The organism is Janthinobacterium sp. 1L-D-8-B-C4, from assembly GCF_057291295.1.
On the sequence record NZ_JBXAVX010000012.1, the window covers coordinates 185,974 to 200,473 of the forward strand.

Sequence of the window (14,500 nt, forward strand, 5' to 3'; positions counted from 1 at the left end):
AAAAGAGTAGTGCGCTGGCGCAAAACGCCATCATAGCGCACGCTGGCCCGGCGATGCCAAATCGGCATGCTATTGCCGCACGCGCGGCATGGTGATCAGCTTGCGCACGAAGGCGGTTTCCTGTGGATGATCCTGGTGAAAAAGGTCGCGCGCGTCCCGCATGGCGTGCTGGTGTGCCGCCAGGGTTGCGCTGCGCAATTCGATGCCGAAGTCGTCGGGCGGCGCCGTATCGTGCTCGCCGCCACCGAACAGGCGCGACAAAATCATGCGGCCCACATTGTCGCGGTAATGCGATGCTTCCCAGTAATAACGCATTTCGCGCGCGCCGCCAAATTGCGGAATCGCTTCGCTGGTGATGCTGTTAAAGCCGGAAAAGTCATGCAGGCGCACATCGCAGCCCTGGCCGCGGTGGCGTTCGGTCAGCGCGGTAATGTCGCGCTGCCACTGTTCCATGGCCGGCCATTTGCCGCGCCAGTACAGCACGTCCATCGTCATCGCGTGAGTAGGATTGATATACAGGCGCAAGCGCGTGCCGTCACGGCACAGCTTGCCGACGGTGGCGTCAAATGCCTGCAAGGCATCTGCGGTCGGCCCGGCGCCGTCGCCAAATTCCTGCAGGCGCGGCACCATCGCCGGCGCGGTGCCGCCCCAACCCTTGATGCGGTCGCTGAAACAGCGGTGGTCGCGCTGGCCGTGCAGGGCCAGGCTGGACAAGCACACGCTGCCGAAATTGCCCTGTAGCAGGCGCAAGGTGTCTTGCGTCATGTCGACCGTCAGGCCGCGCTTGACGTTGAGCAAGGCGCGCCGCGCAAAAAAACCCGGGCCGCTATCGGTCAGGCCAGGCTCGATGCCGGCCGAACCCTGCTCCATGGAAAACGACGGTGCGTCGATGCCCCACACCATGGTGTCGACATGGCTGACCCGCGCCGCATGCCGCGCCAGCAGCATGGCGTCGCCAATCGAGGCGCCCGAGACGGCGCTGTTGAAGACAGTCTTGCCGTCGAACAGCGCGCGCACGCCGGCCGGCAAACCCATTTCCGTGCGCGAATTGCCGATATACACGACCGCCGGCCGGTAGCGCGCCACGGCGTAGGTCTTGCCCCAGACGCTGAGTTTCTCGCGCGTCGGCTGCAGGCGCTGCAGCAACGGGCTGTCCCACTGGTGCAACAGATAGGGATCGACCTGGTAATTCACAGTGGAAACGAGCAACAGCGCGCCGGCCGCGCAGCCGCAGAACAGCGCCAGATAGCGGCGTGACGACAGGGTGTCGGAAGGTTCCATGATCAGAATTGAAAGTAGAGAAATTCGGTGACGCGGTTCATGCCGAAGATGCAGGCAACAAACAGCGCCGCAAAACCCAGGCTCCAGCGGCGCGTGGGCCGCCACTGCCAGGCCCGCAGGCCGAGTTGCCCGTCTTGAAATATTCTTTCAATACAAGGCTCGTAATGAGCAAATATTTCTTGCGTATTGGGCGCCTTGAAGGCCAGCAGCATCGCCAGCAACAGCACCGGCAAGCCGGGTCCGGCCAGTTCTATCCAGCGGATGCCATCGAAAGCCGGCTGCCAGCCCCAGTTGGCCAGCGGCACCAGCAGCGCTTCGAGGCCACGCGGCAGGCTCACGCCATTGGCGCCGAACAGGGCGCCGGTGATGTCGCAGGCGGTGGCCAGGTCGGGAGCGCGAAAGAAGATCCAGGCCAGCATCACGGCGAAAAACGTCAGCAGCGGTGGCCACCAGCGGCTGGCCGCCACGCCAAACCGTTGCTGCCAGGCTTGCTGCAGCACCAGGTACACGCCGTGCAGGCCGCCCCAGATGACAAAGGTCCAGCCGGCGCCATGCCACAAGCCACCGAGCAGCATGGTCAGCATCAGGTTGCGGTAGCGCATGGCCTGGCCGCGGCGGCTGCCACCGAGCGCGATATACAGGTAGTCGCGCAGGAACCGCGACAAGGTCATGTGCCAGCGGCGCCAGAATTCGGCGATATTGACGGCTTGGTAGGGCGAATTGAAATTGAGCGGCAGCTTGACGCCGAACAGCCGCGACAGGCCGATCGCCATGTCCGAGTAACCGGAAAAATCGAAATACAGCTGGAAGGTGTAGGCCAGCACGCCGATCCACGCCTCGATCAGGGTCGGCTGGGCGCCGGCCGCAAACACGGGAATGGCCAGCGGCGACAGGTTGTCGGCAATCAGCACCTTCTTGGCCAGTCCGACCACGAAGATCGACAGGCCGATGGCAAAATTGCCGGCATGGGGGCGCGTGTTGGCCGCATCGGCAAATTGCGGCATCATCTCGCGGTGATGCAGCACCGGCCCGGCAATCAGGTGCGGAAAATAGCTGACAAACAGCACATAATGGATAAAGCGGTATTCGCGCACTTCGCCCCGGTAGCAATCGACGAGGAAGGCGATCTGGGTAAAGGTAAAGAAAGAGATGCCGATCGGCAGGATGATCTCGAGCGGCGCCAAGCCATCAGCGCCAGCAGAGGTGGCCAGGGTATTGACGCTGTCGACAAAGAAATTGGCGTATTTGTACCAGGCCAGCAAGCACAGATTGGCGGCCAGCGCCACCACCAGCGCGCGCTTCCTGGCCGGCCCCGCGCTGGCGCCGATCAGCCGTCCGCCCAGGTAGTTAGCGGTAATCGACGCCAGCAGCAGTGGCACATAGCGCACCTCCCAGTAGCCGTAGAAAAACAGCGAGGCGCAAGCGAGCCAGGCGGCGGGCAGCAGCGGCCGGCCCAGGCGGCCCAGCAAAAAGTAGCCGGCCAGCACGATCGGCAGGTAGAAAAACAAGAAACTGAACGAGTTAAACAGCATGCTGGCTCCCTGAGGGTTGGCTGGCGCCATGCAGCTTGACATAGCAGTCGGCGATCTGGCCGGCCACCCGGTCCCAGCTGAACTGGCTGACCAGCGCCTGTACCCTCGCGTGCTCGGGTTGCTCGGCCACCAGTTGTTCGATCGCCAGGCGCTGGGCCGCACCGTCGTCCCAGCGCACCTTGCGCAGCGCAAAGGTGGAATCGGGCAAGTCGAGCGCGCTTTGCGCCGTCATTACCACGGGCGTGCCGGCCGCCAGCGCTTCGAGCACGCACAAAGGCAGCACTTCGCCCTGGCTGGGCAAAGCCACCACGGCGGCTGCATGGTAGGCGCTGGCCAGCAGCGGATCGGCGTGTTCCAGGCTGCCCAGCCAGCTGACATGTGGCAAGGCCAGCAATTGCTGCAGATACGGCAATTCGTGGCGCGGCGCGGCGCCGATCAGCACCACGGGCAAGGCGCTGCCAGCCAGCGCCAGCGCCAGGCCCAGCTGATTCTTGTACGGTGAAATGCTGCCCACCATCAGCACGAAGGGGCCGGCAATGCCCGTCTCGCGCCGGAACAGGTCGCCATTGGCCGTGAAGAAATGCGGATTGACGCCGTTCGGAAACACGCGGATTTTCTGCGGCACCACGCCAAAGCCGTGCATGATGGCGTCGTGCTCGGCTGCCCCCAGGGCAATCACCAGGCTGGCCAGTTGCAACGCGCGCTTGGTCTGGGCGTAACTGGTTTGCACCATCCAGTCGGTCAGGCGGCCCGCCAGCCGGTCCGCCAGTTCGGCGCGCCGGGCGGTGGCGCGGCTCCAGTCCGGTGACAGCAGCGGCGACAGCACCACCGGCAAACCCAGTTCGTTGGCCATTTCAACGATGCGAAAATTGCCGTTGATCGCGGAAAACACGTGGATCAGCTGGTAATCGGCCAGCCGGTCGTGATTGACGTCCACCAACCGCACCTGCAGCGGCTGCCCGGCGCAGGGCGTCAGGCGGTTCAGGGCGGCAACGGTTTCACGCACCTGTATCTGCAGGCCGCCGTCGCGCTGGAACAGCATGGGATAAGACAGGATGCCAACACGCATGATTTTCCCTCAGGGCGGTGTCCGGGCCGCCAGCATCTTGCCTGCCAGCTTGCGCTGCAGCAGCAAAAACTCGGCAGCCAATTCATGTTTCAACAGAAAAATGCCGGCTATCCAGCACAGCAAACTGGCCAGCGCGGTGGCCGGCAAGACCAGCAACGGCAGCTCGTCTGGCAGCCACAGCGCCGCCAGCAGCGGCGCCGGTGCGGCAGCAACACATAACAGCAGGCTTTTCCTTGCCGTACACAGCACCAACCGCCAGTCCAGGCCACAGGCGGCGCGCAGAGAACGGTAACTGAGCGCGCTGCGCAGCAGCAGGGCCAGTACCACCGCCCAGGCCACCGCCACCAGGCCGAACGGCGCCGCCGCCAGCAGCAGCGCCACCTTCAGCACACCAGACCAGGCATCGATGCCGACCTGCACGCGCATCTTGCCGGTCGCCACCAACAAATAGCGTGCCATGCTGAACATGCTATACACGGCCGATGACAGACACATGATGCGTATCAATGGCACACAGGCGATCCATTGCTGTCCGTACAGCAATTTGACCAAGGGCAAAGCCATGCAGGCAAGAAAGAAGAAAAACGGCCAGCTCAAGGCCGTCATATAGCTGACCGTGCGCAGGTAAGCCGGCGCCGCCCCGCCCTGCCCGCCGGCGCGCTCGTTGGCGGCAAACAGCGGAAACACCACCGGCGAGATGGCGCTGGTAATCATCTGGTTGAACATATTGAGCACGCTTTGCGCCTTGCCGAACAGGGCCAGGCTTTCGATATCGATCAGCTTGCCGATAATCAGGTCCGGCGCCGCCACGCCGGCTTCATCGATCAGGCCGCCTCCGGTCGAGTACGCACCAAACGCCACCACCGTGCGCATCCCTTGCCGGCCTGGCAACCACGGCAGTTCGCGCGGCCGCAGCAGCAGGCTCGCCAGCAGTGACGCCAGACTGCCGGCGAGTGCCGCCCACACCAGGCTCATGTAGCTGTAACCGAGCAGCGCCAAGCCGACCGCCACCAGCAGATTGGTCACGCTGTTGGTCGCATTGATGGCGTAAATGGCGCGAAAGCGCAGCTGCCGGCGCAGCATGGGCATGGTCAGCGCGCTGAACGGGATCAGGACAAAGTTGATTGACAGCAATTGCAATACCAGCCGCAGCCGTGGCTCCTGGTAAAAACTGGCAAGCGGCGCGCTGGCAGCGAGCACCAGCAGCGCCAGCAGCCAGGCAACCAGGAGGCTGGTGGCCAGCGCGGCGCGCAGCTTCACCATGTCGAGCTGTTTTTCCTGGATCAGATATTGCCCGACGCCAAAATCGCGCACCACCTGGGCCAGCGCCACCAGCACCGCGCCCAGCGAATAGACGCCCACTTCGGCCGGCGTCAGCAAGCGCGACAGCATCATGGTGGCAACGATGCCCAGCAGCAGCACCGTATATTTTTCGGCAAAAGAAAACAGCAGGGAATGACGCGTGGTGCTCATCGCGGGCGCCGCCGGTCAGACCAGGCCGGCATAGAACTGGCGCAACTGCCGTTCCAGGCGCGGCATCGAATAGCGCTCTTCGGCTTCGTGGCGCGCCGCCAGCGCCATTTGCGCGCGCCGGGGCGCGTCCTGCAGCAGGCCGGCCACGCCTTCGCAGGCGGCCAGCTCGTCGGCCAGCGGCAGCAGCAGGCCGCCGGCGCAATCTTGCAGGATATCGCGCGTGCCGGGCACATCCGTTCCCACCGCCGGCACGCCGCAGGCCATCGCTTCGATGGTGGCGATGCCAAAGCCTTCGTTGCGACTGAGCAACAAATGCAGGTCGAAGGCCGGCATCAGCAATTCGATGCGGGCCTGGTAGCCGGCAAAGATCACCTGCCCATCGACACCGGCTGCCTGCACCTGCAGCCGCAGCGCCGCTTCCAGCGGCCCGCTGCCGGCCAGCACCAGGTACAGTCGGGGAAAGCGCGGCAGCAGGCGCAAAAACAGGGCCAGCAGCGCCTCGGGCCGCTTTTGCGGCGACAGCCGCGCGACCGAGCCCAGCACCAGCGCGTCCTGCGGCAGGCCCAGCTGCTCGCGCGCCAGCCGGCGCCGCTGCGGCGAGACGACAAATACCTCGGTATCGACGCCATTCGGTATCACCGCCAGGCGCGTGCCCGGCGCCAGCATGTCGCCGTACAGGTCCAGGAAATGCTGCAAGGCCGATGGCGAGACGGCATACACGCCCTTCACGCAGCGCATGGCCGTGGCCAGCAGCGGCCGCTGCCAGGCAGTAAAAGGTTCGAGTGGAAACGCATTGTGCACGCTGATCACGGCCGGCAGCCGGCAGCGGCTGGCCTGCCACAGGATAGAGGCGCCGTAAGCGGTCCAGCAAAACGCCACATGGACCAGGTCGGCCCGGTAGCGCCGCAAGCGCCAGGCGCCTGTCAGCCGCGCACGCAGCAGATTGACGCGGCGCCAGCGCCAGTGCTCGATGAACAGCGGCGGCTGGTAGACGCTGATCCTTACCTGCTGCGCCCGCAAGCCTTGCGCCCAGCGCGCATGGCCAGGAAAGCGCCGCAGCGCCAGCAGGCTGTGATAGCCGGCGCCGTCAAGCAGGTGCGCTTCCTGCGCCATGCGCAGTTCCATGCCGCCCAGCTCGCCCGAATAACTGGTAATCAGGATACGTGCCGGGCGCCGCACCTTGTTTTGCCACGCTTTTTGCCACGCTTCCTGGCAATAGCCGGCGATATTGGCCAATTCCCAGCGCCGCACGAACATTTGTTGCCGGTCGCGCCGCAGCCAGGCGGCCACCAGCTTGACGCTGTCGCGCAGGAAACGGCCCAGCATCCAGCGCGGCACGGTACTGGCCGTTTGCTGGCGAAAGCGCCCCCGTCCATGCAGCCAGGCGCGGCGCAGCAGCCACGGCACCGCCACCTGCTGCGCGCGGATGATATGGGCCACGCATGCTTGCGGGCAAAACCAGGCCTGGTGGCCCGCTTGCGCCAGGCGCAGATTGAAATTGACTTCGCCGCCCATGGCATAGCTGGCGCCGTTCGGGCCGATGCTGTCGTCGAAGCGCAGGCCGTCGGCAAATATGCGCCGCCGCACCGCCATATTGGCGCCCCACACCAGGCCCGGGTAGATCGGGCCGTCCGGCAAACCGGCTTCGGTCAGGCCCCAAGTCAGCCCTGCTGGCGTCTGTTCAAGCAGCCAGGGCGCAGGCGGCACGCGCCAGGCGGGCACGATGGCGCCGCCAAACAGGGCATGGCCGGCCTGGCGCGCGGCGCACTGCTGCAGGCGCTGCAGCCAGTCCGCCCGGGGAATCGCGTCGTCGTCAGTAAATACCAGCAGTTCCTGGCCGTCACCGCTCTTGCGCAGGACCATCTCCAGCGCGGCATTCAAGGCGGCATTCTTGCCGCGCCGCGCCACCTGCAAGGTGCAGAGGGGCAAGCGTCCCTGGAAGGCGGCAATGACCAGGGCGGTGGCATCGCTGCTGCCATTGTCGGCAATCACCAGGCGCCAGCCGCCCGCAGGCTTGCGCAGCGCCGTGTACGCCTGCAGCACTTCGGGCAAGGTGGCGGCGCCGTTATAGGTCGCCATCAGTACGGTCAGCAAGCGCGCGTCTCCTGGGTTTGGGGCATTTTGGGGCATGCAAGGTTACCCAGCAGTGTACTGAGCCAATTTCCCCAGCTGTTGACAGGCATCAATGCCAGGCGCCTGCGATGCGATAACACTAGGCGACACCGCCAGCCAGGAAACCTTCTCTCCATGCGCGACATACTGATTACCCTGATCGTGTTCGGCTCGCTCCCCTTCATTTTCAAGGTGCCCGCCACTGGCGCCCTGATGTGGGTCTGGGTCAGCGTGATGAATCCGCACACCCAAGGCTGGGGCTTTGCCACCCAGTTGCCGTTTGCCATGATGATTGCCGTGGCCACCATGTTCAGCATGCTGCTGTCGCGCACGCCCAAGAGCCTGCCGATGACGCCGGTCAGCGTATTGCTGCTGCTGTTCGTGCTGTGGATGAACGTGACGACCCCGTTTGCGCTGCTGCCGGGGCCATCGTGGATACAGTGGAACAAGGTCATGAAGATCATGCTGATGAGCTTTGTGGTGATGATGCTGATACGCACGCGCACCGATATCATCAGGCTGGTGTGGGTGCTGGTGGTATCGATCGGCTTTTATGGCGTCAAGGGCGGCATCTTTACCATCCGCAGCGGCGGCACGGAGCGGGTGTGGGGGCCGGAAGCGACTTTTATTGGCGACAACAATGCGCTGGCCCTGGCGCTGATCATCACCATACCGTTGATGTATTACCTGCAGCAAAACAGCGAAAACCGCTGGGTGCGCCGTGGCTTGAGCGCGGCAATGGTGCTGAGCGCCCTGGCTGCGCTCGGTTCGTACTCGCGCGGCGGCCTGCTGGCGATTGCCGCCATGTGCCTGTTCATGTGGATCAAGAGCGGCAAAAAGGTGGCGCTGGGGGCACTGTTGTGTTTGCTGGGACCATTGCTGCTCGCTTTCATGCCCGAACGCTGGACCGAGCGCATGGATACCATCAACACGTTCCAGGAAGACAGTTCGGCCCAGGGCCGCCTGAATGCCTGGCAGATGGCATACAACCTGGCGCGCGACCGCTTTCTCGGTGGCGGCTTTGAAGTGTCCGATGTGGGCATCTTTGCCCGCTATGCGCCCAACCCTCAGGACGTGCACGCGGCGCACAGCATTTATTTCCAGGCCCTCGGTGAACATGGTTTCGTCGGACTGGCGATTTACCTGGCGCTGGGTTGGGCCACCTGGCGCACGGCAGCCGCCATCATCCGCCTGTCGCGCGGCAAGCCCGAGCTGTCCTGGGCGCTGGGCCTGGCGACCATGTGCCAGGCCAGCATGGTGGGCTTTGCCGTCGGCGGCGCGTTCCTCAGCCTGCTGTATTTCGACATGCCGTATTATCTGATGGCGGCGCTGATCGCTACCCGCATGCTGGTCGAGCAACATGTGAAAGCGCAGCGCACAGTGCCGCTGCGCAAGGCACCGGCCGAGTCCGGCATGGCAGGCCAGCCATGAGCGGACCGGAACTGTCGATCCTGATCTACCACCGGGTGCTGGCCCGGCCCGACCCGCTGTTCCCGGGCGAAGTCGACCGCGCCCTGTTCGAACGCCAGTTGCGCCTGCTCAGGCGTTTCTACACGGTGCTGCCTTTGCCGCTGGCCTTGCAGCGCCTGCAGAACGGCAGCCTGCCGCCGCGCGCGGCCTGCATCACGTTTGACGATGGCTATGCCGACAATGCCGAACACGCGCTGCCCCTGCTGCTGCAATATGGCTTGCACGCCACGTTTTTTATTGCCACCGGCTACCTCAATGGCGGGCAGATGTGGAATGACCGCGTGATCGACGCCGTGCGCCATGCGTCAGGCGCCAGCCTGGACTTGCGCGACCTGGGGCTGGACTGCCTGCCGCTGGCCAGCCTGGCCCAGCGCCGCGCCGCCATCGGCGATGTGCTGGCGCGCCTGAAATACCTGCCGTTCGAACAGCGCCAGCGCCTGGCAGTCGAGATTCGCCGGCGCGCTGGCGGCGCCACGCCGCGCCACGAGCATGCGATGCTGACCAGTGCGCAGTTGCGGCACCTGTACGCGGCCGGCATGGGCATCGGCGCGCACACGGTCAGCCATCCGATCCTGGCCGCCATGTCGGAGCGCGCCGCGCGCAATGATATCGCCAACGGCAAGCACCAGCTGGAACAGCTGCTGCAAACGCCCGTGACGGTGTTTGCCTATCCGAACGGCAAGGCCGGCCGCGATTACGGGCCGGCCCATGTCGAGATCGTCAAAAGCCTGGGTTTCAAGGCGGCGCTGGCCACCGACTGGGGCGTGGCGCGGCCGGGCGCCGGGCTGGACCTGTTCCAGCTGCCGCGCTTCACGCCGTGGGATCGAGGACGCCTGGCGTTTCTGTGGCGCTTGCGCCAGAACCGGCGCCAAGGCTCAATGCATGCGCGCTGAGCCATTGCTCCAGCATCATCAATATCCACACCATGGTGCCATGGTAGGCCGGGTGCTCCAGCAGCAAGCGGCCTTGAAGATCATCAATAAAGCCTGGCCGCACGATGCCGCGCTGGCGCAGCCGGGACAGATTGTCGAAGGCAAACGCGCGCAGCGGCGCGTGGCTTTGCAGCCACAGGCCGAACGGCAGGCCGAAGCCGTGCTTTTTCTTGCGCAAGATAGCCCGCGGCAAGATATCGGCCAGCGCCCGCTTGAAAAACGGCCGCAGCTGCATGCCCCTGAGCTTGTCGCCGGGCGGCAGGCTGGCCGCAAACGCCACCATCGCGTCGTGCAGGAAGGGAAACGCCGCTTCCACTCCGGCCAGCTCGCAGGCCTTGCGCACCTTGGGCAAGTCGTTGTCGGCCAGGGTAAAACGCATGTCGAGCGCCAGCAAGGCATTGATCTGGCTCAACTGGCGTTCCGGCCGCCGCCACCAGGCGCTGTTCAGGCTGTCGAGCGCCAGGCCGGGGTCGATGGTGTCCAGGAAACCCTCTTCCAGTACCGTGTGGTGGCCATAGCGCTGCAGCAGGTTATAACGTTCCAGCCGGGCCGGCAGTGCCGTGGAGGCTTGTTCGATATAGCTGCGCGCCTTGCCTGCCAGCCGTGAGGTGCGCGCCACGCCATGACGGAACAACAAGGGCTCGATCAGTCCCTGGCGCAGCATGGCCGGCAGGCGCTCATAGCTGGACAGCAGGGCCTGGTGGGCATAGCGCTCGTTGCCGCCAAACAATTCGTCACCGCCATCGCCGCCCAGCATGCGCGTCATGCCGTCTTCGCGCGCCATTTTTGCGCAATAGTAGGCGGGGATCGCCGAGGCGTTGCCGAACGGCTGGTCGAACAGGGCCGCCATCGAAGGAATTGCGGCCAGCACGTCGTCGGCCGTCACGTAGTATTCATGGTGCACGCAGCCGGCATGGCTGGCGGCCAGGCGCGCATACGCCATCTCATCGTAGCCGGGCGCGTCAAAGCCGATCGAATAGGTGCGCGCGCCCGCCCCCGTGACCTGGCCGACGATGGCGGCGATGGTGGAACTGTCGGTGCCGCCGCTGAGAAAAGCGCCGGTGGTGTCCGCCGCGTCGCCCAGGCTGCTTTCCACCGCCAGGCGCAAGGTGCGCAAAAAGGCCTGCTGGCGGCTGGCAAAGGTGTCGATGGATTTTTCCTGGAACGCCAGCGACCAGTAACTGCCCTTGCATTGCTTGCCTGCGCGCACGTGCAGGTATTCTCCCGGCAACAAGCGCTGCCAGCCCAGATACGCCGTGCCCGGCGCCGGCACCATATGAAAAAACAGGTAGTGATACAGCGCCTGCGGGTCAAGCGCGCCGCGCAAGGCCGGATGCGCCAGCATGGCGTCCTGTGACGAGGCAAAGAATATGCCCTGCGCCTGGTCCGCATAGCTGAGCGGATAGCTGCCGGCGCGGTCGACGGCCAGCAGCAACTGGCCAGAAAAACCATCGACGATGGCCAGCGCAAATTCGCCCTGCAGGGCCGCGCAGGCGGCCGCGCCGCGCGCCAGCCAGATCGGCGCCAGGCGCCGCGCCACGTCCAGCGCGGATGCATCGAGCATGGGCCGGCCCCAGATGGCAATCAGCAAGTCGTCTTGCTGATGGACATGGCTTGCGCCCGCGCCAGCGGCGACGGCCACCGCGCCTTTCTCACACGTGCACCACTGCAATGGCGCCTGGTCAAAGCGCGACAGGGGCGCCGCCATGGCGAGGATGGACGCGGCATCGCCGGCCGCCAGCCAACCGCACAGGCCGCTCATACCAGCACCTCGGCCGGCAGCGGATGGCCGAGAAAAGCAGTCGGGCTGGCGCTCAGGCCGTAGGCGCCCGACTGGAACACCACCACCAGGTCGCCCTCGGCCGCGCGCGCCATTTCCATCTGTTCGGCCAGCAAGTCCAGCGGCGTGCACAACGGCCCCACCACTGATACCACTTCGCGCTCGCCACCGTGCAGGCGATTGCCGATCGCTACCGGATAGTTCTTGCGGATCAGCTGGCCGAAATTGCCCGACGCGGCCAGGTGATGGTGCAAGCCGCCATCGGTGACGAGAAATACCTGCTCATGCGACAGCTTGCGCTCGATCACCTTGCACACATAGATGCCGGCTTCGGCCACCAGATAGCGGCCCAGTTCGATATTCAGCCGTGCGCCGGGCGCCGCCCTGGCCAGCTTGTCCAGTTGCCGCTGCAAATTGTCGGCCAGCGGCGCCAGGTCCAGCGGCGTATCGCCCGCGAAATATGGCACGCCGAAGCCGCCGCCGATATTGAGCACGCGCAAGGCGGACGGCGCGTCATGGGCCAGCTGCAGCGCCAGCTCGACACTGGCAGTTTGCGCTTCGGCCAGCGCTGCGGCCGACAGGTTTTGCGAGCCGCTGAACACATGAAAGCCATAAAAATCCAGATGCAGCTGGCCGATGCGCGCCAGCAGGGCCGGCACCAGCGCCGCATCGACGCCAAACGGCTGGGCGCCGCCGCCCATGCGCATGCCGGCGCGGCGCAGCGCAAAATCGGGGTTGACCCGCACCGCCACCCGCGCCGCCACACCCAGCCGGTCGCTGGCCAGCGCCAGTTTTTCCAGCTCGGCGCGCGACTCGACATTGATCAGCACGCCCGCCGCCACCGCCCGCGCCAGTTCGCTGTCACTTTTGCCCGGCCCGGCAAAACTGATGCTCCCGGGCGCCATGGTGGTGTCAAGCGCGGTGGCCAGTTCGCCACCCGAAGCGACGTCGATGCCATCGACCAGCCCGGCCATATACTGCACCACGGCCGGCATCGGATTGGCCTTCATCGCGTAGTGCAAGTGCACGGCGGGTGGCAGCGCGCCGCGCAGTGCCGCCACCCGCCGCGCGATCTGCGCGCGGTCGTAGGCATAAAACGGCGTACGCCCCACGCGCTGGGCCAGCCGGGTCAACGCCAGGCCGCCAAACTGCAGTACATCATCGTGCGCCGCCAGTTGTTGCAGCGCCGCATGCACCGGCAGGCCGCGCGCGTTCATGGCCGCTCCCCGGCATTGACGGGGATGGCGGCCAGCACATCGGCAATCTCGCGCGCCAGCAGCACCCGGTCGATCTTGCCGTTGGGATTGCGCGGCAGCGGCTCGCTGCGGATCTCGACCCACAGCGGCATCATGTAGGCTGGCAGGCGTTGCCGGCAAGCGGCCAGCAGCGCCTCGCGCTCCAGTTCCACGCCGGGCGCGGCGGTTACCAGCAGGGCGATGGCCGCGCCCAGCAAGGGATGCGGCACGCCCAGCGCGGCCGCTTCCGCCACCAGGGCGCTGGCATACGCCACTTCCTCGATCTCGGCCGGGCTGACCCGGTAGCCCGAGGTCTTGATCATTTCATCATTGCGGCCGACAAAATACAGATATCCCTGGGCGTCGCGGCGCACCGTGTCGCCCGACCAGACCGCCAGTTCCGGCAGCACCAGCCCGTCGGCCAGCGGCGGCAGCGGCTTGAAACGCTCGGCCGTACGCGCCGCATCGTTCCAGTAGCCGAGCGCCACCAGCGCGCCACGGTGCACCAGTTCGCCCGGCTCGTCGTCGTCACACACGCTGCCGTCGGGCCGCAGCACCAGCACCTGTGCGTTCGGAATCGCCTTGCCGATGGAATCGGGCCGTGTTTCAAGCTGTTCCGGCGGCAGATAGGTCGAGCGGAACGCTTCCGTCAGGCCATACATCAGGAAGATCTGCGTGCGCGGCAGCTGCGCGCGCAGCTTGTCGACCGTGCCAGGCTGCATCACGCCGCCCGAATTGGTGATATAGCGCAAGGGGGCCGACAAGGGCCAGCTCAGCTGCGACAACTGTATCCACAGCGGCGGCACTGCCGCCAGGCCGGTGATCGCTTCCTGCTCCACCGCTTCGATAATGTCGCGCAGCAGCAGGTAATTGATCAGCACGGCGCAAGCGCCGCTGGCAAACGCCGTGGTCAGCTGGCTGAGGCCATAGTCAAAGCTGAGCGGCAGCACGCACAGCAGGCGGTCTTGCGGCGTGTTGTGCAAGTAGGACGAGACGCTCACCGCGCCGGCCACCATATTGCGGTGCGACAGCACCACGCCCTTGGGCCGCCCGGTGCTGCCCGAGGTGTATAAAATCGCCGCCATGTCCTGATCGATCGTATTCTGGTCGATCATGGCCTGAGGCGCTGCTGGCAGGTCAGCGCCCAGCTCCATCACCGACGACCAGGACAGTATCTGCGCGCCACCGAGGGCGGTATCGGCGCCGCGCTCGCCGGTGACGATAATGGCGCGCAAGCCAGGGCAGCTTGCCAGCACCGGCGCCAGCCGGGCCAGCCGTTCGCGCGAGGTGACCAGCATGGTCACTGCGCAATCGTGCAATATATAAGCGACCTGCTCGGGTTTCAACAGCGGATTGACAGGCACGAATACGCCGCCGGCGGCCGCCGCGCCGAACATGGCAATCACGTTTTCCTGGCGTTTTTCCAGGTACACGGCCACCCGCGCGGCACGCTGCAAACCCAGCTGCAGCAGCGCGCTGGCGCAGTCGCGCACGCCTTGCGCCAGCGCGTCATAGGCCAGCGGCACGCCCTGGTAGCTCAGCGCCGGCGCGGCGGGCGCCAGGCGCGCCGTCTCGAAGATGAAATCATGGATCAGTGTTGCCATCGTTTACCCTTC

At 65.5% G+C, this 14,500-nt stretch carries 10 protein-coding genes; 2 read left to right on the top strand and 8 right to left on the bottom strand.

The genetic code is table 11. The features are described from left to right. Positions 1-69 precede the first annotated feature (69 nt). Genes AC0Z42_RS20455 through AC0Z42_RS20475 form a run of 5 tightly spaced genes read right to left on the bottom strand, consistent with a single transcriptional unit; the run spans position 70 to position 7,449 of the window. Complete coding sequence (locus tag AC0Z42_RS20455) at positions 70-1,281, bottom strand: hypothetical protein (RefSeq protein WP_485470018.1); 1,212 nt, start codon at positions 1,279-1,281, stop codon at positions 70-72. A gap of 2 nt (positions 1,282-1,283) precedes the next feature. Then, a complete protein-coding gene (locus AC0Z42_RS20460) occupies positions 1,284-2,813 on the bottom strand; it encodes an MBOAT family O-acyltransferase (protein ID WP_485470019.1) in 1,530 nt (509 codons plus the stop codon). Beyond that, a complete protein-coding gene (locus AC0Z42_RS20465; RefSeq protein ID WP_485470020.1) occupies positions 2,803-3,882 on the bottom strand; it encodes a glycosyltransferase family 4 protein in 1,080 nt (359 codons plus the stop codon). The genes AC0Z42_RS20460 and AC0Z42_RS20465 overlap by 11 nt, the downstream gene beginning before the upstream one ends. A gap of 9 nt (positions 3,883-3,891) precedes the next feature. Beyond that, positions 3,892-5,355 carry an oligosaccharide flippase family protein gene (locus tag AC0Z42_RS20470; RefSeq protein ID WP_485470021.1) on the bottom strand — a complete coding sequence of 488 codons (1,464 nt, stop codon included), beginning with the start codon at positions 5,353-5,355 and terminating at the stop codon, positions 3,892-3,894. A 15-nt stretch (positions 5,356-5,370) separates the two neighbouring features. Further along, complete coding sequence (locus AC0Z42_RS20475) at positions 5,371-7,449, bottom strand: glycosyltransferase (RefSeq protein ID WP_485470022.1); 2,079 nt, start codon at positions 7,447-7,449, stop codon at positions 5,371-5,373. Positions 7,450-7,602: 153 nt separating this feature from the next. Here AC0Z42_RS20475 and AC0Z42_RS20480 point away from each other — a divergent pair, with 153 nt between their 5' ends. Then, positions 7,603-8,898 (top strand): putative O-glycosylation ligase, exosortase A system-associated, encoded by a 1,296-nt coding sequence (locus tag AC0Z42_RS20480; protein ID WP_485470023.1) that lies wholly within the window; start codon positions 7,603-7,605, stop codon positions 8,896-8,898. Further along, positions 8,895-9,830 (top strand): polysaccharide deacetylase family protein, encoded by a 936-nt coding sequence (locus AC0Z42_RS20485; RefSeq protein WP_485470024.1) that lies wholly within the window; start codon positions 8,895-8,897, stop codon positions 9,828-9,830. Before AC0Z42_RS20480 ends, AC0Z42_RS20485 begins: the two co-directional genes overlap by 4 nt. Here AC0Z42_RS20485 and AC0Z42_RS20490 read toward each other — a convergent pair. The 3 genes from AC0Z42_RS20490 to AC0Z42_RS20500 are packed head-to-tail and all read right to left on the bottom strand — an operon-like array spanning position 9,748 to position 14,488. Then, positions 9,748-11,631 carry an asparagine synthetase B family protein gene (locus AC0Z42_RS20490; protein ID WP_485470025.1) on the bottom strand — a complete coding sequence of 628 codons (1,884 nt, stop codon included), beginning with the start codon at positions 11,629-11,631 and terminating at the stop codon, positions 9,748-9,750. The two genes, AC0Z42_RS20485 and AC0Z42_RS20490, sit on opposite strands and share 83 nt — an antisense overlap. Beyond that, the gene (locus AC0Z42_RS20495) at positions 11,628-12,866 is read right to left on the bottom strand and encodes a pyridoxal-dependent decarboxylase, exosortase A system-associated (RefSeq protein ID WP_485470026.1); all 1,239 of its coding nucleotides are present in this window, start codon (positions 12,864-12,866) and stop codon (positions 11,628-11,630) included. Before AC0Z42_RS20495 ends, AC0Z42_RS20490 begins: the two co-directional genes overlap by 4 nt. Further along, on the bottom strand, positions 12,863-14,488 hold the full coding sequence (locus AC0Z42_RS20500) for an acyl-CoA ligase (AMP-forming), exosortase A system-associated (RefSeq protein ID WP_485470027.1): 1,626 nt from the start codon (positions 14,486-14,488) through the stop codon (positions 12,863-12,865). Before AC0Z42_RS20500 ends, AC0Z42_RS20495 begins: the two co-directional genes overlap by 4 nt. Positions 14,489-14,500: the final 12 nt, after the last annotated feature.